This is a genomic window from Comamonas sp. wu1-DMT (genome assembly GCF_040187805.1).
Taxonomy (GTDB): domain Bacteria; phylum Pseudomonadota; class Gammaproteobacteria; order Burkholderiales; family Burkholderiaceae_C; genus Comamonas; species Comamonas thiooxydans.
The window spans coordinates 396,578-414,808 of the sequence record NZ_JBANEM010000001.1; the positions used below are offsets into that span (position 1 = coordinate 396,578).

Sequence of the window (18,231 nt, forward strand, 5' to 3'; positions counted from 1 at the left end):
CTTCTAGGGCTGGGCGTCACACTTCAGGAACGAGCCTGCCGTAACCCAGTGCACCCCTTACCTGGATTTCAGATGAGCAATTTTGATGAGTTGCACAAATTCGTTGAAACCATCGAGATAAGCGCTCAGATTTTTGCGGCTCGACTCATCCAACAACTCGCCTTGAGCACCGAATGCACTTTGCGCACGAGATACCAATACGGAGCTGCCGCTGTACAACGTGACGCCCAACATTTTAAGAGTAGGCAACCAAGCGGCCTGAGAAGACAAAGTGCCAAAACCGCCCATGGATGCGCCGATCATGCCTGTTGGACGTTTGGAAAAAATGGCTTTCATATCTGCGCGCGAAAGCCAGTCAATGCCATTTTTGAAGACACCAGGAACACCGTTGTTGTACTCAGGAGTGACCATCAGCAAAGCGTCTGCTCCCAGAATCTGTTCTTTCAATTTGAGTACCGCAGCCGGAATGCCGTCACTGGCTTCCAGGTCCGCGTCGTAGAGCGGAATGCCGTGCAAAGTTGCGACTTCGACATTCATACCTTGTGGTGCCATTGCCTGCGCTGCACGGGCCAAGGCAGTATTGAATGATGAATGACGCAAACTTCCCGAAAGAGCTAGTACGCGACAGGATCCGAACATGTTCCGGTTACCCGAATTTTCCCGAAGCGCTTCACTGAGCTGGTCGATCAGTTGAGTCCACTCCGGCGAGTCTTCGAGCTTTTTTTTCACGAATGAACTGTGCTTGTGATTCATCCCAAAAATCAGCATCTGCCAAAAGCACGTCATTGGGCAATGGTCGGTGCTGGTTGAGGAAAGCTGCGATGGCATCAGGCGAATTGGGAAGACCCAATTGAGCAAACAAATCGTGAAAGCGAAAGAAATTATCGGACATAGATATCAATTGTTAGTAAGGACAAAAACATCTCGAGGCCAGGATTGTTCGTGAGCTTGCTCGCCTTCATTCCCACAGCTTTGTTAGGTAACATAGAAGTTGCCGCGAGAGAAATACCCATTGACTACTCGATTTGCACCTTGATCATTTCGCCATCCACCATAACGTCATAGAGTGGGCAGTCATGAGTCCTGATCGGTGCAGAGAGGCGTCCAGCCTTTTGCAAATACGGCAGCATTTCCGCAGGGGCTTTGTCGATTGCAGGGGGAGGAAGAACAACAGCATCCGAAACCTTCTTACCCGTCGTTACGTCAAATCGTGCAGAGTGGAATGCGCAGGTCACAACCTGACCAACCAGCGCGCCTTCGGCCAGTGACGCACTCATATGCCCACATCGGTTGCCCATCGCATGGATGGAACCGTCAACATGGGTCAGCAAAATCTCCACACCTCCAACGTTGATGGCGCGCATAGAGCCCTCTGGAAGTTCGGTGAGCTTGATGGCTTCGATCCACTGAGTCATGACGGTCTCCTTGATGTCGATGGTGGCAATAGCTTCCGCGCTTCAGCACAAAATGACAAGGCATCTAGTAAGCCACAGCACCTGCAACTATATATTTGGCATAGTTCATCTGGCTTCATGAAAAGCCATCGAACGCAGCATCACGCGACAGGCCGTAGGCTGCGATGAAAAACTCGTATGCGGTTCCATTTTCTGTATCTGTTGCAACCTCGATACCGACGGTATTCAGCACACCTTCTAGAACCTGCGCTGCCCTCAACGGCTTAGCGTCAATCTGCTGAGCCAGCACATAACTTCCATCGGCAGTGCGCAAGATCACATCGCCCAGCGAGTTCACAAACTCAATAGTGTTCTGCATAGCACTCTGTTGATTAATCATGCCGAATCGCCCCGCTCGACAGCATTGTCAAAGCGAGGCGTCAAACAGCTTTACTTGGCGCTCGTCAGCGTGTTGTAGCTGGTGATCAAGTTGCGGTAGTCAGGGATGTGATTGGAGAACAGAGTCCCCAAACCTTCAATGTCGTTGCGCCAGTCGCGGTGCAGCTCGCAGGCCGCGCCGAACCAGGTCATGAGCTGGGCTCCAGCCTGCTCCATGCGGCTCCAGGCAGCCTGCTGGGTCATGCTGTTGAAGGTGCCCGAGGCATCGGCGATCACGAATACCTCGAAGCCTTCGGCCAGGGCAGACAGCACTGGGAAGGCCACGCAGACCTCAGTCACCACGCCGGCCACGATGAGCTGCTTCTTGCCCGTGGCCTTGACGGCCTTGACGAAGTCCTCGTTGTCCCAGGCATTGATCTGGCCGGGACGGGCAATATATGGAGCATCAGGAAACATCTCCTTCAGTTCAGGCACCAGAGGCCCGTTGGGGCCGTTCTCGAAACTGGTGGTCAGAATTGTGGGCAGCTTGAAGTATTTGGCCATATCGGCCAGGGTCAGCACGTTGTTCTTGAACTTATCGGGGTCGATATCGCGTACCAGGGACAGCAGACCGGTCTGGTGGTCGACCATCAGCACGGCAGCGTTGTTCTTGTCGAGGCGGACATAAGGTTTGTTGCTCATGGAAATCTCCTAGGAGAGCATGGATGCCCAGGCGGGCGGGGAAGCCTGGCCCTTTCGAGGTCAGGATGAAACCGATGGTTGAAACGCAGGGGAAGCGGCTCAGTTTTTAGTCAAAGACTGACGTCGCTGGTGAGCCAGGATGGCCGCCACCGCCAGCCCGCCTATGACGCTCATGTGGTCCTGCACTAGAGCTTTTTCGAGAAAGCCTTCCATGCCATTCATCTCCCAGAAGCGGTGGGCAATGGGAATCGTGGCCAAAGTGAAGCCCGCCAACGCTGCGGCGCCCAGCCATGCCCAGCGGCTGCAGGTAATGATCGCCAGCGAGGCCACAAGCTGCACTGCAATGGTGACTATTGCAAACAGCGCGGCGGGCTGAAGACCGAAGTGCTCCATCTCACCGATGGCAGCTTGAAAGTCAAAAACTTTGTTCAAGCCACTCAACCAAAAGATGTAGGTCAGCAAGGCAGTGGCCAGCAGGTAGAAAAACCGGGAACGCAGCACGCCGTCAATCAAGGCATTCATGGCAAGCTCCAAACTGATAACGGTTTTATTTAATCTTGCGCCACGGTGTTGCGCACATGACGTGTGGATTTGTTACCTGGCTTACCGGCCGCTTTTTGGCTCAGCATCAGGCCCCCCATGACCAGTACGGCTCCAGCTACTTGCAAGCCCGTGGGCTGAACCCCTTTGACCAGAGCGTCAAGCACGAAGGCTGTGACCGGCACCAACAGCATGAAAGGAGCAACCGCCACCGCACCAGCGCGCTCAATGGCTCCGAACCACAAAGCAAACGGAACGGCAGTCAGCGCCACAGCCAGTAGGCCCAAGCCCAAAACATTGGCCGCATTTAGTTGCGCTGGCACATCTTGAGCGATGGCGGCAACAAGAGACAACTCCACACCGGCAATCAACAACTGCCATCCTGTAAAGCCAAGCAAAGGCATGGGCGGCTGCCCCCACTTGTTCAGCAGCACCCCACCAGCAGCGATGGAAAGCATGCTTCCAATGGCGGCCGCAATACCCAGCGAATCAAGCTGCGCATTACTTGATAGAACGACCAGTGAAACCCCCAAAGCACCCAGCAAAACTGAACCAATCTTGGTGGCTGTAGGACGTGCGCCGAGAACGCCCCAGGCAATGAAAATCACCGCCAATGGCGTCAGGGCCTGGAAGATTGCAGCGACACCGCCAGGCAAGCGGGTTGCAGCCACAAAGAACAAGCCGAAGAAAAGCCCTGCGTTCAACGTTCCCAGCACCGCCAGTCGTCCCCACCAGACACGCGGGGGCACGCAGCGAACAATGGCCAGCAAGACCAGCGCTCCTCCCAAAGCACGAAATGCAGCGAGGAACAGGGGATGCGGAGGCAGCCACGTGGTGGTCAGCACATAGGTGAATCCCCAGAGAATGGCTGCGGCTGCAGCTGAAAGTTTGGCGTTCATTTTTTATCCCAGATAAAGGCGCGGCTCTCCCACGCCTCGAAGTTGAAGACGAAAGACGGCTGACAAGGATTGAGAAAGAGGTAGCAATAACATCAGCCATTGGCTGATTTCATGCACCGTGCGATCTAGGAGGCAGACGTATGGATCTGGCCAAATCTGCCGCTGTTGAGGTCTGTGACGGCCATGCGAATTTCGTCCTCGCTATTCATCACAAACGGGCCATATCCGACAATGGGCTCCGCGATCGGTGTCCCGCTGAGCACAAGCAACGAGCTGTCGTTGTTCGCCTCCAGCAACACCTGCGTACCGTCCATACTCAGATGTGCCACCTGGTCGGTACGAACAGCATCCCGGCCATTGATCTGCACCGACCCATGCAGCATCACCACAGCCAGTGTGTGCCCTTGCGGAATATGCAGCATTGCGGACTTGCCAGCTGTCATCCGTACATCCCAGACGTTGATGGGTGTATAGGTGTGTGCCGGACCTATATGTCCTTGATGGTTTCCGGCAATGACTCGCACTTGCCCGGCGTTGCTGGGAAGCGGGACACCGGGAATTTCTGCATTAGTGATCGACTGATAACCAGGCTCCGCCATCTTGACGCTGGACGGCAGATTGACCCACAACTGAACCATGTGGAAGGGGCCGCCACGCGTTGCATAGGCAGATGAATGAAATTCCTCATGCAGGATGCCGCTAGCAGCGGTCATCCATTGCACGTCGCCGGGGCCTATGACGCCACCCGCCCCCGTGGAATCACGATGCTCGACCTCACCGTCGTAGACGATTGTTACGGTCTCAAATCCACGATGCGGATGTTGACCCACGCCTCTACGCTTGGTGGAGGGAGCAAAGTTGTATGGACCAGCATGGTCCAGCAGCAGAAAAGGACTTAGTTGAGTTCCGTGCTGGCTGTAGTGAAACAGAGAGCGCACGGGGAACCCATCGCCTACCCAGTGCTGCTGAGGTGCGCTGTAAATTCCTTGAATGGTCTTTTGCATTTACTTCTCCTGAAGTGCGCAAGAACGTAGGACTTGCGAACGGGTTAGAAGTAACTGTAGAGGCGCACACGAGCGCTGAATAGACTGGAATTCTTGCCACCAGCGTTCATTAATTAGAACGATAGTGCATTGCCCACTCCCAGCTGGGCCTAGACGTCATGCCTGCTTGATTTGAGCCTGCAAAGCGGTGAACTCCACCCCAAGAAAGTCGAGCAGCAACCTTACCGAAGGCAGCAGCCCACGGCGAGACGGGAACACGGCGTGAACGATGCCCGCACGAGGCTTCCAGCCGGGCATGACATCGACCAAGCATCCCTTACGCAAATCATCCAGAATCATCATGGCCGGCAACTGCACTAAGCCAACCCCATGCAATGCCGCTTGCAGCAAGGCGATACGGTCTTCGCAGACCATACGTGGCTGGTAATGCACCTCTGCCGTTGCGCCCTGCGGCCCCTGCAACTGCCAGCTTTCACTACGTTGCAGCCGACCGTCGCCCAAACTTGGCCACTGCGAAAGATCTGCCAGTTGCGGCATCCCGCCCATTGCGCTCACAAGCTTGGGGCTAGCCACCAAAAACTGCGTGCTCTCACCTAAAGTCTTCATTACCAACTCACTGTCTTCGAGCGGCGGAAAACGTACACGCAGAGCCAGGTCCAGCCCCTCACGAATTACATCTACCCGACGGTTTGTGCTGTCCACCTGAAGTTGAATACGCGGATGCTGCACCATGAAGCGTGCCAACATGTCACCAACTTGGTAGTCCAGAAGCGCCAGTGGGCAGCTTAGACGCACGATGCCTTGAGGATCCTCGTGGGTTCGATCAATGACTTCCTGCGCAGACTCTGCCTCCACGAGCATGGCCTGACAGCGCTGGTAATACTCTTGGCCAATATCTGTCACAGCAAAGCGCCTACTTGAACGCTGCAGCAACCGTACGTCCAGGGACTCCTCCAGCAGGGCAATACGGCGGCTGAGTTTGGACTTGGGCATGCCCAGAGCTCGGCCAGCCGGTGCAAAGCCACCATGGTCCACTACCTGGACGAAGTAGTACAAATCATTGAGGTCGCGCATGGGTGGTGACGAAACAAAGAACTGTGGCAAATCTGCCGCACATGATGGTTCAGCATTGTGGCGCATCATCAAATCCGGCCGATAGCATTGAACATACCTTGCAGTTCAGTGAAACGGTTTGTGGTCGAGGACAAGCCCTCCCGTCAACAACACTGCCACCTGGGCCAAGATCTGCAATTGCCAGTCCTCATCGATTGTTGTTGTATGCCGGTACGGGCAATGAGATTGCTGAGTCGCTGCGCAGGCGTTGTCCAGCCCACAACGAGATGCACTGGCAAGACAAAGCCAGTCTCCACAGAGGAGCCTTCCTCAGAACGTCCAAGAAAAAATGCCCGAGTACGCAATGGCGGGCTTGCAATTGATTGTTGCAACAGCTCCACCATCAACGAGACCAACGGAGCCTACTCACCAGCCACCTAACGGTCATAGAAAACGAAAAAGCAGAGAAGCTCACAGCACTCGAATGAGTACGTTGTGTAACCGTAATTGTCTGCTCGCATCCAGCGGTTAAATCCTGCCGTCAGAAGTCGTGCGCAACTACTATCGATGCGCAGTAAGCCAGAAAACCGCGTTGGTCGACCGGCTCAAGTCATGAAATTTCCCAGAACTTCGGGGGCAGTTCAAAAGTGCCGAAAAGTATGCAACAAGACCTCAACGATCTCATGTACTTCGCTCATGTGGTCGACCACGGAGGCTTTGCTCCGGCCTCACGAGCGCTGGGCGAGCCTAAGTCCAAGCTTAGTAGACGTATTGCATCGTTGGAAGCGCGTCTTGGCGTCAGGCTACTTCATCGCTCCACCCGACATTTCTCCGTGACGGATATCGGTGCGAGTTATTACCGTCACTGTAAAGCAATGCTGCTAAACGCCAAGGCAGCTCAGGAAGAAGTGGAACAGGTCTTTAGTGAGCCATGTGGAGTCATTCGCGTCTGCTGTCCAATCGCTCTGCTTCACTCTCGAGTCACAAGCATTGTGGTTGAGTTCATGTCATTGAACCCGAAGGTTGAAGTTCATTTGAAAGGCATCAATCGGCCTGTCGATCTCGTCGCAGAAGGCTATGACATAGCAATCCGGGCGCGTACGCCTCCATTAGAGGACAGTAGCCTAGCAATGCGAAAGCTCGCACAACGCGATTGGTGCCTCGTAGCGAGCCCAAGTTTCTGTCAACACTTCCCCATACCGACTGTTCCAGCCGACCTCGCTGACCTGCCTAGCCTGAGTGATGAGCGTGATCATAAATGGCACCTTATTGGACCAGGTGGAGTTGTTGCGTCAATCGCCCATAGACCACGCTTCGTCACAGATGATATGTATTCACTTCGAGCAGCTGCAATTGCCGGCATGGGGGTTGTTCACCTACCTTCAATGATTCTTGAGGGAGAACTGGAGCGTGGAGAGTTAGTACGGCTTTTACCCGAATGGAGCTCCAAGGGAGCTCTCATTCATGCTGTTTTTCCAACCAGGCGAGGTCTACAGCCCGCGGTGCGTAAGTTTCTTGATTTCTTAGCCGAACGGTTTGACATGGATGCAGCAGCTCTGCGTCAGTGTTCCTGAAATAGAACGCTCCTACGTCAAATCAAGGACTACCGCCTGTTATTTGTGCGGGCTAAAGTGCTTCGGCAACCAGTCGCCAAGCGTGACCAGTACGGCTGAGCCGACAGGATGCAGTCACTTCTTCAGGAGCCTCCATCATGAACAGTCAAGTAGCTATCCCTGCAAATTTCAACGGTGCAAAGCCAGTCATTGATCCTGGTAACGTTGCAATGTTGTTGATTGATCACCAAAGCGGCCTGTTCCAGACGGTACACGACATGCCCTTTACCACGCTGCGCCGCCTTGCGGCTACGCTGGCCAAAATCGCGACTCTATCCAAAATCCCAGTAATCACTACTGCTTCTGTACCGCAAGGCCCAAATGGTCCGCTGATCCCCGAGATTCATGAGAACGCTCCACACGCCAGATATGTCGCCCGCAAGGGAGAAATAAATGCTTGGGACAATCCAGATTTCGTACAGGCCGTAAAAGAAACCGGCAAGAGGCAACTGATCATTGCAGGCACCATTACCAGTGTTTGCATGGCTTTTCCATCGATCGCTGCCGTGGCTGATGGATACCAGGTTTTCGCAGTGGTCGACGCCTCCGGGACCTACTCCAAGATGGCCGAAGAAATCACTCTGGCTCGCATGATGCAGGCTGGTGTGGTGCCCATTGACACCGCAGCCGTAGCCTCCGAACTGCAGAAGACATGGAACCGTGATGATGCCGCCGAATGGGCCAAGGCTTACACGGGCATCTTCCCCAACTATCAGTTGCTGATCGAGAGCTATGCCAAAGCTCAAGAGGTTGTTCAAAAGAACGAGCAACTCGACTCGCAGCGCAAGTAACTCGACAACCAAGTACCGCTACCGTGCAAAACGTCCAAGGTGTACCAGACCTTGTAAAGGTGTGCACGGTGCATGGTAGCGGCACAGCAAAGACTTTTTCGATAGATCAGTCCATCGCCGAGGGTGTGATTTGTATGACTCCGTTCATGAAGCTCAGATCACCATCGACGGAATCAGAGTTCCGAAAGCCAAATCCAACCTCTTCACCGGACTCAATGGTGCTGGATCGATCGCGCCCCCTTGAAACCTAATTGACCTAGCGCCTAGCGGCCATGTTCGTGCTGCTCACAACGCTGGTCGTAACACCCTGTCTCAGAACAACTCAGCCTGGCTGCTGCGGGTGCCTCTGCCTCGTCCAAACCTTTGAAAGCGCCGCTTTGTCAGGACGATTTCCTCCAATATGAAAAACGTCATCAACCATTCTGTTCCGCGCCGTCTTGCACTACAGGCGATTTTGGCAGCATGCGGCTTTTGCAGTACCCTGGTGCACTCACAACCCAGATCCGAGACGATCAAGGCATCATCCACTAGTCCTGCGGCCGACCTCATCATTCGCAACGCTCAGGTCTTGACCATGGATCCAGCGCAGCCACGTGCTACCTCGATCGCGGTAAGAGGAGAGTATTTGAGCGCAATTGGCTCCGACGCCGATGTTCAGCCGTATATTGGCCCAAACACTCGCATTCTTGATGTGAAAGGGCGAGTTGTGATTCCTGGTCTGATCGATGCTCACCTGCATGGCATTCGTGGTGGTCAGAGCTACCTGTTCGAAACATACTGGTACGACGCCTCGAGCTTACAAGAGGGCCTGCAGCGCTTACAGCAAGCCGCAAAAAAACGAACTGCAGATCAATGGGTCGCTGTAGTCGGTTCGTGGATACCCGAGCAGTTTGTCGAAAAGCGTGCGCCCACGGTATCCGATCTCAGTCGTTCGATCCCCGATCATCCGGCGTATGTGCAGTCACTTTACGACTATGCCCTGGTGAACCGCCGCGGCATCGAAGTGCTGGCACTCGATTCAACTCAGCCAATTGTTCCGGCAGGAGTCATTGTGGAGCGTGACCAAGCAGGCAAAGCGACAGGTAAGCTGCTAGGCGGCATCGGTCCATTCAATATGCTCTTTGCCCAAATCAGCCAGGGGCTGGATCGGCAAGCGAACCTTCGAGCCTTCTTTCATGACCTAAACGTACACGGAGTGACGGGATTTATCGACCCTTCAGCGGGAGGTCCGTCCGCATTCGAGCCCTTGTTCGCACTGCATCAAAACAAGGAACTGAGTGTTCGTGTAGGCTACCGCCTGTTTGCTCCGCCGGGTGGTAACGAAACGGCATGGGTACAGACGCGTATGGAGTTTCGCCCTCCGGTTCAAGACGATGGCTATTTGGCCTTCCTGGGTCTGGGAGAAAACCTAGTCTCAGCAATGAACGATGCCGTGCGGATGGAGCCAGGTTTTACCTCTGCGCAGGGCGATCAGCAAGAGATGCGCAAAGTACTGAGTTTTGCAGCCCAACGACGTATCCCATTGGAGTTGCATGCCTACACGGATGACAGTGCGCGATCTATTCTCGACGCGATCGAAGACGTCGCGCGCGTGCATCCGATCAAGGACTTGCGATGGTCACTCGCGCATCTGAACACGGGCTCTGTCCAAACACTGCGACGCATGCATGCCCTGGGGCTATCCTATAGCGTGCAGATGGGCCCATATTTCGAAGCACCAGCCATTCTTGCAGCGAATGGGCGTGAGATCGCTGAGCGAACACCACCGACCAAGATTGCCATGGATATGGGGATGATGGTCGCAGGGGGAACTGATGCCACACGCATTGGAGTGGCAGGCGTCTGGCAAGCCATTGAGTACCAAGTCACGGGACGCTCGCTGGGGGGCACCGTGCAGCGCCGCACTGACCTGCTGTTGACACCTGAGCAGGCTCTGACCCTATATACGACCAATGCGGCATGGCTGGCATTTGCAGAGCACACACGCGGCAGCCTGATGGCTGGCAAGCTCGCCGACCTCGCTGTACTCAATCAGGATCCCTTGCATGTTCCTGCAAGCCAATTACATCGCACGCAGGCACTGCTGACTTTACTCGGAGGACGTGTTGTGCATGGGCAAGGCTGGCTGGATAGCCAGTCGCAGCTTGCAGTGAGATCACCCGGCAAGAGATAGCTTCAAAAAAGAGATGCATTCGGCCAATGGCCGTTTTGCACCTCTTGGCGAACCACATCGTGAAAGATGCGAATGAGTTCCTCGGTCGCTTTAGAGGGTGGCCTGTCGGCAACTCTGGCAAGAATACGGCGAAGTCGTAGTCCCTCAATGGGGACTGCAGCCAGTACACCCAGTTCTAGCTCCTGTTTTACAGCCGCAGCAAAGTGCACCGTTAGCCCGACCTTCTCCAAGATCAAGCGCTTCGCCACCTCCATCGTGTTGACTTCAACTACCTGGTTCAGAGTCACACCTGCGTGTGCAGCGCCAGCCTCCAGCTCCAGACGTACACCAGACTTAGCTAGTCCCGTCATCACCAAAGGCACTCCTTCAAGTTTTTGGATGGAGATTTTTCGTGACCTTAAGACAGGGTCGTCGCTACGTCCGATGAGACAGATCCCTTCGTTTAGCAAGGGGAAGCTGACCAGGTTTGAGAGCTGCACTGGACCGTTGAGTACAGCGATATCCAAGGCGCCTTGCAGCAGCATGGAGTGCAGTGCTGGTGAGAATCCTTCTTCGACTCTCAACCGGACACCTGGCAGATTCTGATGTACGGCCTTCGTCAAAGGAACCGCAAGCAATTGGGCCAGGCCGGGCGACATACCTATAACCACTGGCCCTCGCGCATCGCGTTGAAGTGCTGTCATGTCTTGCTTCATCTGCTCAGCGTAGCGAAGCAGAAATGACGCTCGCTCCAGCAAGAACAGGGCTTCTGCAGTTGGAGTTGCCCCTCGCGCGTGCCGCTCAAAGAGCTGCACGCCCAGTTCGTCCTCCAGAAGCTGAATCTGGCGGCTTAGCGCGGGTTGCGCTACATGCAAAACACTGGCCGCACGTCCGTAATGCTGCTGAGTAGCCAGAACCACGAAGTATCGAAGTTGTCGCAAGTCCATCATGCCCCTTGAAATTCTTGCTCAAAGTATGCAATCAATTCTTGATGCCGAAATGTTATTGAGTCAGTCGATAAATGGTCTTGGACTGCATTGAGTCAAATTCCTAAAGTCCTACCTACAGAGAGAAATTCATAGGCTTTCTGTTCATTCAATCATCAATCGCATTAAGGAATCGAAATGGATATCAACCCTCAAGAAATGGAAGCAACCCGCATTGCCCGCTGGGGCAAAGTAGAGCCTTACCGAGAAACCTTCATCGAAAGCCGTTTGCCCGGCATGAAGAAGAACATCTACAAGATCATGAATCGTGGCGTGCTGGAAAACAAAGGCGTTCAACCTGCGATTCCCGGCAATCACCGCTTTGGCGTGACATTCATTGAGATCCCCGTCGGACAGGGTGCAAGCCTGCATGCACACAAGACGGAGGAAGTGTTTTGTCCTCTCAATGGTCAGATGGAAGTGATCTGGGGCGAGAAGGGGCAGTACTCGGTGATGCTCAACCAATGGGACGTGATCTCCTGTCCAATTGGCACCATGCGAGGTTTTCGCAACCCTAACGACCATGCCCTCGTGGTGTATTCGGTAGTGGGGGGGACTGACGAAGAATGCGGCCGTATCGCATGGCACCCCGACGTCGTCAAAGCAGCTGAAGCCACGGGTCTGGTTTACGGCCAAGACGGCTATATCGCCGAAACTCCCGCGCCAGCAGCCGCGCAAAAGTGATGCGTGTCCAGCAGACCTGCTTTCAGCCGCACGCAACGCCTACTGAGGACATAGTCATGACACATGGCAATCATTCAGATGCATGGAGCCGGCGCCGGATGCTGCAAATGGCAGTGTCCTGGGCCGGAACCACAGCCATGGTGCCGGTATTGGCGCGACCGTCCGCAGCACACGCAGCGGACACTTGGTCGCCCAAGGTACCTGTGCGTATCGTCGTTCCGTTTGCTGCTGGCGGTACCTCTGACATCGTGGCACGTCTGCTGGCAACACACTTGGCGCATGTGCTTGGTCAGGCAGTCATCGTCGAAAATCGGGCAGGCGCAGGCGGCAATATTGGGATTTCCGGTGTTGCACGAGCCACGCCAGACGGTCAAACCCTGCTACTGGCATCGTCATCATTCGTCACGAATCCTGCGCTCTATCCTGACAAGCGGCCATACGACCCTGTCAGGCAATTCACCCCTATCTCGTTGGTCGTCACTTCGCCAGATGTCATTGTCGTTTCGGCCAAGAGCCCCCTTACCAAGCTCTCTGACCTTCTATCTCTAGCAAAAGCCAAGGATGGCGCCCTGAACTATGCAACGCCCGGCAAAGGCAACAGTGTTCATCTGGGCGGAGAGCTGCTATGGCAACGAGCCAAGGTCAATCTACTGCATGTGCCGTACTCCGGCTCTGCTCCTGCCGTCCAGGCGGTTTTGAGCGGGCAGGTGGACTGCGCACTTGTGGCACTCCCGGTTGCCAGCCCGCAGATTGAAGGTGGCTTGCTGCGTGCATTGACGGTGGGCAGTCTCCAGCGATGGCCTGACCTACCTCAGGTGCCGACCATTGCAGAGAGTGGCTTTCCGGGGTATCGCTCCGAGACCATGCAAGCGCTGTTTGCTCCAGCGGGCACACCGTCAGCGGCCATAGAGCGCATCAATGCCGAGGTGCGTCGAATCCTCAAGATTCCGGACGTTGCAGAGCGCTTGCGTGATATGGGCTTCACCGCAGTGGGAAGTCTTTCGTCCGAGCTCGCCACCAGAGTCGCTGAAGAAGTCCCTCGCTGGGCCAAAGTTGCAGCTACAGGCCATATCCGGGCTGACTGACCTTCAAGCAGCCTCTCCAAAAAATCCAAGGAAACATATGTCGATCACCGCAGTAGAACGTCCAAGAGCAGACAAGCAAGTACAGCAGGCAATTCCCGCTAATCCTCAAGCTCTGTTGCAAGCTGTGTTGCAGGCCAATCAAGGCACGAAAGACCCACGTACACGTGAGGTTCTCGATGCCCTGATCCGGCACATCCATGCCTTTGCCTCCGAGGTAAAGCTGACTTATGACGAGCTGCACAAGGGGCTCGATTTCATGGTGAGAGTGGGACAGGCCACAGGACCTGAGAAGCACGAAGGGATTTTGCTGGCTGACATCCTTGGCCTCGCGACCCACGTCCTTTTGCTGGATGCCAAGGCCATTCTTGCCGCGGGAGGTACAGAGCCCGCATTGATCGGACCATTCTGGCGAGCCAATCAACCTCTGATGTCCAACGGTGTTCGCATTGCCTCTGAAGACACCGTCGGCTCCCCTTTGTTCGTGCAGGGCAAAGTTGTCTCCACCGATGGCAAGCCTATCGTCGGAGCACGGATCGAGACTTGGCAAGCAGCCCCTGGAGGGCTGTATGAAAACCAGGATCCAGAGCAGGAAGACATGAACCTGCGAGCCGTGTTCGAGACTGATGCTAATGGACAGTTCTGGTTCGAGAGTGTGCGGCCATCAGGCTATGGCGTCCCCATTGATGGTCCCTGCGGGGAGCTGCTGGCACTGCAAGGTCGCAATCACATGCGCCCTGCACACCTGCACTTCATCGCCATCGCGCCAGGGCACAAGGTCCTCACAACCCAAATCTTTGACTCTCGTGACCCCTTTGCATTCAGCGATGCTGCATTCGGCGCTGTGGGCTCTTTGCTGCGCGACTTCCAGCCGGATAGCCAAGGACATTTCCATCTGGATGTAGAGCTGTGTCTGGAGCCAGGTGAGACACGCCTTCCAACCCCTCCTCTACCGTAATAGTCAGGCTCACTACAGCTTCTGATAGGCCCATAGCGCCTTCGCCAGGAAAAAGCAGCGTGTAACTGCACACCTAGATCAAACCGTATTGGCATATGAGACGGGGGCTGAACACGTCCTCTAAAAAGTCTTTCGGCCCCTTTCTGCAAATCGTCCACAGAGCCAGAAGGCACCAAAGAAGTGCCTCAAGAAAACAGTAAGACAACACCCTAAGGAGACAAACGATGAGCATCGATCGCAGACAACTATTTCAGTGGGCTGCAGCCGCTTGCGGTGCGGCCGCAATACCCTCTCGAGCCTTTTCACAACCGCTTCATTACCCAAGTGGTCCTGTCAGGGTGGTGGTTCCTTTCACGGCGGGGTCCACTACCGACGTGATTAGTCGCATTGTTGGAGAACGGCTGGACAAATACCTTGGACAACCATTTGTAGTTGACAACCGACCTGGTGCAGGTGGAACGCTCGGCGCGACCCAGGTAGCCACTGCTGCAGGAGACGGCCAAACTTTGCTGATTCACTCAGCAGGACATGTTGCCAATGCATCGCTGTACCCCATGCTGAAATACGACACATTGAGGGACTTTGCACCGGTCGCAATGCTGGCGTCGATGCCCAATGTATTTGTCGTCTCCCCACAAAAGGGCTTTGCATCGTTGCAAGACCTCATCGCTAAAGTCAAGAAATCTCCAGGCAAGTACAGCTATGGATCATCTGGCAGTGGAAGTGGTGCGCATATTGCAGGCGAGAAATTTCGCATGGCCGCTGGTCTGGACGTGCTGCATGTGCCCTATCGCGGAACCCCAGAAAGCGTGAATGACGTCATCGGCGGGCGCCTTGATTGGTTTCTGCTGCCGCTTGCGCTGGCCGTACCACTGGTCAAGGCCGGCAAGCTCAATGCCCTCTCCATTGGAGCCTCCAAACGCTCAGCCTTGCTACCCGATGTGCCTACCACAACGGAATGCGGCATCCGCGATGCGGATCAACTGTTTTGGGTCGGCATGTTCGCACCGGCGAAAACGCCTCAGGAAGTCATTACCCGACTGAACACTGAGGCAGTCAAGGCTCTGAAATCCCCTGAAACTCTCTCTCGCTTTGAAAAGCTTGGAGTGGATGCATCACCTATGCCTCAGCCAGAGTTCGCGAGGTTTGTCAAAGACGAATACGTCGCCACAGCCGCCCTCATAAAACAAGCAGGTATTCGCTTGGACTCCTAACCTGCCGCTCGCCCCGCTGGTTGTATCCCCGTATCACCTCTCCCTGTTCTGCGATGCTGAACAGGGAGTCCAAATTCAAGAGCTTTTCGCATGAGAAACACCATATTTGCAGTGCTTGGTTTGACTTCGGCTTTTGTGACCCACGCACAATCCAACGTCACAGTCTTTGGCAGTCTTGACCTTAATGTCACTTACGCAAAAGCTGGTAGCAGACATGTTACTGGTATGGATCAAGGCGGCTATATGCTCCCCAGCCGCATTGGCTTTCGCGGCACGGAAGATCTAGGAGGAGGACTCTCCGCAGGATTCTGGTTAGAAGCCGCAGTTCTGCCAGATACAGGGACGACACAAAGTGCTTTTTTTTGGTCGTCGCTCCACAGTAAGCCTGACCAGCCAGCAGTTTGGCGAGATTCGTCTTGGCCGTGATTACACCCCAGCCTTCTGGAACATCTCTCAGTTTTCACCTTTTGGCACCGTAGGGGTAGGCGGCAGCAGCAACCTCATTGATGGCTGGCCACTGGGATCAAATGGCGCTAAGACTTTGTCACGCGCGAGCAATTCAATCGGCTACTTTCTGCCCAAAATGCAACTCGGGATATACGGTCAGCTCTCGTATGCAGCAGGTGAGAACGTGGATGGTGCTAAGTACCTTGGCGGCCGCATTGGCTATGCAAGCGGACCGCTCAACATTGCGGCAGCATATGGACAGACCAAAATGACTGCGGGCGACTATAAGACTGTCACCCTTGGCGGGACCTACGATTTCGGCGTTGTCAAGGCCTATGCGAACTATTTCCAGCAAAAGCTCAACAGCTACAAACAGACCAACGTGCTGATCGGTGCTGCTCTGCCTGTCAGTAGTGTAGGCACTGTCAAAGCATCCGTAGCCCAGTCCAAGGTATCGGGGACCGATGACAAGGCGAATCAGATCGCCGTGGGCTATACCCACCAACTGAGCAAACGCACTACTCTCTACACGGCCTACTCCCACATCAGCAACAAAGGCAACTCGGCCTATGTAACCGCCGATGTCTCCCCTGAAGGAGCTTCTGGGCAGAACTCGCAAGGCGTTCAGTTCGGCATCAATCACGCATTTTGAGAGTCCTCGTCACTGAGGGCCAATGCAAAAAAGCGTGAGCGCACCTAATAAGCGAGCAAGTGGGCTCACGCCCGTATATCTTTCTATATCGGAGTCTTTAACGATGAAAGCCGCGATAGTTCATTCTTTTGACAGCCCACCACGCTATGGCAGCATTGAGGCTCCTGTGGCAATCGAAGGAGAAGTGTTGGTACAAGTTCGCGCTGCAGCGCTGAGCCAGTTAGTGCGTGCTCAAGCAAACGGCTCGCATTACAGCAGCGGCAAGAATTTGCCCGTGGTACCAGGCGCCGACGGCATAGCGACTTTGGCAGATGGCAGACGGGTGTATTTTGCATTTCCACGTGCTCCCATTGGAGCAATGGCAGAGATAGTTGCTGTGAAAACCGATTGTTGCGTAATCGTTCCTGACTCCCTTGACGATGTCACTGCAGCGGCGATTGCGCTTCCTGGTATGTCATCGTGGGCGGCCCTCCAGGAGCGTGCACGCTTTCGAGCAGGCGAGCGCGTGCTAATTAATGGCGCTGCTGGTACGTCTGGCCGTTTGGCCATTCAAGTGGCAAAGTTCTTGGGAGCTTCGCGAGTGGTTGCTACCGCGCGCAATCCTGCCATGGAAACTGAGCTACATGCATTAGGGGCCGATAGCTTCATTAGCCTGGATCAACCGGCAGACAAACTCACTGCCGCATTGCGCGATGAGTTCGAAAGGAACGGCATCGACATTGTGCTCGACTATTTGTGGGGCTCTCCAGCTGCCAGCATCATCAATGCAGTTGGCACTCATGGTCATCGCGAAGCTTCTCCGCGCGTGCGCTTCGTCAACATCGGCATGCTAGCTGGGACAAGTATTCCACTGAATCCTGGCACGCTTCGTAGCTCTGGCTTGGAATTATTGGGCAGTGGATTAGGTAGTGTTTCGCCCCAGAAAATCGTCCAGGTAGTTGGAAAACTGATGCATGCGGTAGAACCCGCCGGATTGCAGGTTGATGCAGAGGCGGTTGCACTGACTAACGTAGAAACCACATGGCAAAGACCATCTTCAGAGCGAATAGTATTCACTATATAGGCGCCAATAAGTTTAACTACCGGGGCAACCTAGGAAAAGTTGGCCGATTGGCTTCAGGAAAGCCCTCGTATCGATAAGCTAATCCAGAACTCGCACTAGGTGCTAACCGCTCAAAGCTCGCTCTGGCCGAATTCCACAGCTTCATGGGTCGAGCCATCAATCACGGTAAGGCTTCTGATGCATCATCCCTCAGTAGTGCGCCCAAATACAAAGTTAATGGACCATACCTGATAGACAGTGATTGGTCTGTCCAAGCTGCAGCGATGTGCCACTGGGATATTCGTGCGCTTGCGTTTTCTCAGTTGCAGTCTCGCCCGCATCATGAGGATGCTCTACACGTTTATGGTTGACGGCTTCACCGCAGAACCCAGCATCACCCACGATTGTCCGGTTCTGCTATCTGGAGCGAAAGTACAACTTTGTGCCTAAAAATGCCTGCTTGAGTACCGTTTCCCGCTAACGGCTTCATACCGACAAAACAAAAATGCCCGCTTCTCAGCGGGCATTTTTTGCTGCAGACTCTGGTTTCGTCTGCACGTTTGGTAGGCGCGATTGGACTCGAACCAACGACCCCCACCATGTCAAGGTGGTGCTCTAACCAGCTGAGCTACGCGCCTGT

20 protein-coding genes and 1 tRNA gene are annotated in these 18,231 nt (G+C 54.6%); 10 read left to right on the plus strand and 11 right to left on the minus strand.

Features of this window, described 5'->3' with window-relative positions:
- Nucleotides 1-57: 57 nt before the first annotated feature.
- The 9 genes from V8Z78_RS01830 to V8Z78_RS01870 form a co-directional block, all read right to left on the minus strand.
- Nucleotides 58-729, minus strand: coding sequence for an NADPH-dependent FMN reductase (locus V8Z78_RS01830; RefSeq protein ID WP_349730790.1), 672 nt, complete (start codon nt 727-729; stop codon nt 58-60).
- Nucleotides 671-892, minus strand: a complete 222-nt coding sequence (locus tag V8Z78_RS01835) for a DUF2789 family protein (protein WP_349730791.1) — start codon at nt 890-892, stop codon at nt 671-673. The genes V8Z78_RS01830 and V8Z78_RS01835 overlap by 59 nt, the downstream gene beginning before the upstream one ends.
- Before the next feature lie 124 nt (nt 893-1,016).
- Nucleotides 1,017-1,415 (minus strand): Rieske (2Fe-2S) protein, encoded by a 399-nt coding sequence (locus tag V8Z78_RS01840; RefSeq protein WP_349730792.1) that lies wholly within the window; start codon nt 1,413-1,415, stop codon nt 1,017-1,019.
- A 115-nt stretch (nt 1,416-1,530) separates the two neighbouring features.
- Nucleotides 1,531-1,794: a hypothetical protein gene (locus V8Z78_RS01845; protein ID WP_131361387.1), complete on the minus strand. Its 264-nt coding sequence runs from the start codon at nt 1,792-1,794 to the stop codon at nt 1,531-1,533.
- A 50-nt stretch (nt 1,795-1,844) separates the two neighbouring features.
- On the minus strand, nt 1,845-2,474 hold the full coding sequence (gene ycaC / locus V8Z78_RS01850; protein WP_003070244.1) for an isochorismate family cysteine hydrolase YcaC: 630 nt from the start codon (nt 2,472-2,474) through the stop codon (nt 1,845-1,847).
- Between the two features lie 99 nt (nt 2,475-2,573).
- The gene (locus V8Z78_RS01855; RefSeq protein WP_003070246.1) at nt 2,574-2,996 is read right to left on the minus strand and encodes a DoxX family protein; all 423 of its coding nucleotides are present in this window, start codon (nt 2,994-2,996) and stop codon (nt 2,574-2,576) included.
- A gap of 29 nt (nt 2,997-3,025) precedes the next feature.
- The gene (locus tag V8Z78_RS01860; RefSeq protein ID WP_003070248.1) at nt 3,026-3,913 is read right to left on the minus strand and encodes a DMT family transporter; all 888 of its coding nucleotides are present in this window, start codon (nt 3,911-3,913) and stop codon (nt 3,026-3,028) included.
- Nucleotides 3,914-4,038: 125 nt separating this feature from the next.
- A complete protein-coding gene (locus tag V8Z78_RS01865; protein WP_057092112.1) occupies nt 4,039-4,917 on the minus strand; it encodes a pirin family protein in 879 nt (292 codons plus the stop codon).
- A 156-nt stretch (nt 4,918-5,073) separates the two neighbouring features.
- On the minus strand, nt 5,074-5,991 hold the full coding sequence (locus V8Z78_RS01870; protein WP_349730793.1) for a LysR family transcriptional regulator: 918 nt from the start codon (nt 5,989-5,991) through the stop codon (nt 5,074-5,076).
- Between the two features lie 638 nt (nt 5,992-6,629).
- Here V8Z78_RS01870 and V8Z78_RS01875 point away from each other — a divergent pair.
- The 3 genes from V8Z78_RS01875 to V8Z78_RS01885 all read left to right on the plus strand — a co-directional run bounded on the left by V8Z78_RS01875 (nt 6,630) and on the right by V8Z78_RS01885 (nt 10,547).
- On the plus strand, nt 6,630-7,544 hold the full coding sequence (locus tag V8Z78_RS01875) for a LysR substrate-binding domain-containing protein (RefSeq protein WP_003070254.1): 915 nt from the start codon (nt 6,630-6,632) through the stop codon (nt 7,542-7,544).
- A 137-nt stretch (nt 7,545-7,681) separates the two neighbouring features.
- Nucleotides 7,682-8,374, plus strand: coding sequence for an isochorismatase family protein (locus tag V8Z78_RS01880; protein WP_003070256.1), 693 nt, complete (start codon nt 7,682-7,684; stop codon nt 8,372-8,374).
- Nucleotides 8,375-8,774: 400 nt separating this feature from the next.
- Nucleotides 8,775-10,547 carry an amidohydrolase gene (locus V8Z78_RS01885; protein ID WP_349730794.1) on the plus strand — a complete coding sequence of 591 codons (1,773 nt, stop codon included), beginning with the start codon at nt 8,775-8,777 and terminating at the stop codon, nt 10,545-10,547.
- A gap of 2 nt (nt 10,548-10,549) precedes the next feature.
- Here V8Z78_RS01885 and V8Z78_RS01890 read toward each other — a convergent pair whose 3' ends face one another.
- Entirely contained in the window at nt 10,550-11,473 is a 924-nt protein-coding gene (locus V8Z78_RS01890) for a LysR family transcriptional regulator (protein WP_502878833.1), read from the minus strand.
- 177 nt (nt 11,474-11,650) lie between these two features.
- Here V8Z78_RS01890 and V8Z78_RS01895 point away from each other — a divergent pair, with 177 nt between their 5' ends.
- The 7 genes from V8Z78_RS01895 (at nt 11,651) to V8Z78_RS01925 (ending at nt 17,612) form a co-directional block, all read left to right on the plus strand.
- Nucleotides 11,651-12,196, plus strand: coding sequence for a cupin domain-containing protein (locus tag V8Z78_RS01895; protein ID WP_003070264.1), 546 nt, complete (start codon nt 11,651-11,653; stop codon nt 12,194-12,196).
- A gap of 137 nt (nt 12,197-12,333) precedes the next feature.
- The gene (locus V8Z78_RS01900; RefSeq protein ID WP_349730796.1) at nt 12,334-13,281 is read left to right on the plus strand and encodes a tripartite tricarboxylate transporter substrate binding protein; all 948 of its coding nucleotides are present in this window, start codon (nt 12,334-12,336) and stop codon (nt 13,279-13,281) included.
- Nucleotides 13,282-13,318: 37 nt separating this feature from the next.
- Nucleotides 13,319-14,236: a dioxygenase family protein gene (locus V8Z78_RS01905; protein WP_349730797.1), complete on the plus strand. Its 918-nt coding sequence runs from the start codon at nt 13,319-13,321 to the stop codon at nt 14,234-14,236.
- Between the two features lie 224 nt (nt 14,237-14,460).
- A complete protein-coding gene (locus V8Z78_RS01910; protein WP_349730798.1) occupies nt 14,461-15,450 on the plus strand; it encodes a Bug family tripartite tricarboxylate transporter substrate binding protein in 990 nt (329 codons plus the stop codon).
- 90 nt (nt 15,451-15,540) lie between these two features.
- Nucleotides 15,541-15,876, plus strand: a complete 336-nt coding sequence (locus V8Z78_RS01915) for a porin (RefSeq protein WP_349730799.1) — start codon at nt 15,541-15,543, stop codon at nt 15,874-15,876.
- Nucleotides 15,803-16,549, plus strand: coding sequence for a porin (locus tag V8Z78_RS01920; protein ID WP_349730800.1), 747 nt, complete (start codon nt 15,803-15,805; stop codon nt 16,547-16,549). Before V8Z78_RS01915 ends, V8Z78_RS01920 begins: the two co-directional genes overlap by 74 nt.
- Before the next feature lie 22 nt (nt 16,550-16,571).
- Nucleotides 16,572-17,612 carry a quinone oxidoreductase family protein gene (locus V8Z78_RS01925; protein ID WP_231879635.1) on the plus strand — a complete coding sequence of 347 codons (1,041 nt, stop codon included), beginning with the start codon at nt 16,572-16,574 and terminating at the stop codon, nt 17,610-17,612.
- 540 nt (nt 17,613-18,152) lie between these two features.
- On the opposite strand, the gene V8Z78_RS01930 is transcribed toward V8Z78_RS01925, so the two are convergent.
- A tRNA-Val gene (locus tag V8Z78_RS01930) sits at nt 18,153-18,229 on the minus strand.
- Nucleotides 18,230-18,231 lie beyond the last annotated feature (2 nt).

Excerpts from the sequence above, each read along its gene's own strand:
- V8Z78_RS01910 (WP_349730798.1), top strand. The coding sequence starts at position 14,461 with ATGAGCATCGATCGCAGACAACTATTTCAGTGGGCTGCAGCCGCTTGC.
- V8Z78_RS01835 (WP_349730791.1), bottom strand. The coding sequence starts at position 892 with ATGTCCGATAATTTCTTTCGCTTTCACGATTTGTTTGCTCAATTGGGT.
- V8Z78_RS01885 (WP_349730794.1), top strand. The coding sequence starts at position 8,775 with ATGAAAAACGTCATCAACCATTCTGTTCCGCGCCGTCTTGCACTACAG.
- V8Z78_RS01840 (WP_349730792.1), bottom strand. The coding sequence starts at position 1,415 with ATGACTCAGTGGATCGAAGCCATCAAGCTCACCGAACTTCCAGAGGGC.
- V8Z78_RS01895 (WP_003070264.1), top strand. The coding sequence starts at position 11,651 with ATGGATATCAACCCTCAAGAAATGGAAGCAACCCGCATTGCCCGCTGG.
- V8Z78_RS01915 (WP_349730799.1), top strand. The coding sequence starts at position 15,541 with ATGAGAAACACCATATTTGCAGTGCTTGGTTTGACTTCGGCTTTTGTG.
- V8Z78_RS01870 (WP_349730793.1), bottom strand. The coding sequence starts at position 5,991 with ATGCGCGACCTCAATGATTTGTACTACTTCGTCCAGGTAGTGGACCAT.
- V8Z78_RS01890 (WP_502878833.1), bottom strand. The coding sequence starts at position 11,473 with ATGGACTTGCGACAACTTCGATACTTCGTGGTTCTGGCTACTCAGCAG.
- V8Z78_RS01900 (WP_349730796.1), top strand. The coding sequence starts at position 12,334 with ATGGTGCCGGTATTGGCGCGACCGTCCGCAGCACACGCAGCGGACACT.
- V8Z78_RS01845 (WP_131361387.1), bottom strand. The coding sequence starts at position 1,794 with ATGATTAATCAACAGAGTGCTATGCAGAACACTATTGAGTTTGTGAAC.
- V8Z78_RS01925 (WP_231879635.1), top strand. The coding sequence starts at position 16,572 with ATGCAAAAAAGCGTGAGCGCACCTAATAAGCGAGCAAGTGGGCTCACG.
- V8Z78_RS01880 (WP_003070256.1), top strand. The coding sequence starts at position 7,682 with ATGAACAGTCAAGTAGCTATCCCTGCAAATTTCAACGGTGCAAAGCCA.
- V8Z78_RS01865 (WP_057092112.1), bottom strand. The coding sequence starts at position 4,917 with ATGCAAAAGACCATTCAAGGAATTTACAGCGCACCTCAGCAGCACTGG.
- V8Z78_RS01875 (WP_003070254.1), top strand. The coding sequence starts at position 6,630 with ATGCAACAAGACCTCAACGATCTCATGTACTTCGCTCATGTGGTCGAC.
- V8Z78_RS01855 (WP_003070246.1), bottom strand. The coding sequence starts at position 2,996 with ATGAATGCCTTGATTGACGGCGTGCTGCGTTCCCGGTTTTTCTACCTG.
- ycaC (WP_003070244.1), bottom strand. The coding sequence starts at position 2,474 with ATGAGCAACAAACCTTATGTCCGCCTCGACAAGAACAACGCTGCCGTG.
- V8Z78_RS01905 (WP_349730797.1), top strand. The coding sequence starts at position 13,319 with ATGTCGATCACCGCAGTAGAACGTCCAAGAGCAGACAAGCAAGTACAG.
- V8Z78_RS01860 (WP_003070248.1), bottom strand. The coding sequence starts at position 3,913 with ATGAACGCCAAACTTTCAGCTGCAGCCGCAGCCATTCTCTGGGGATTC.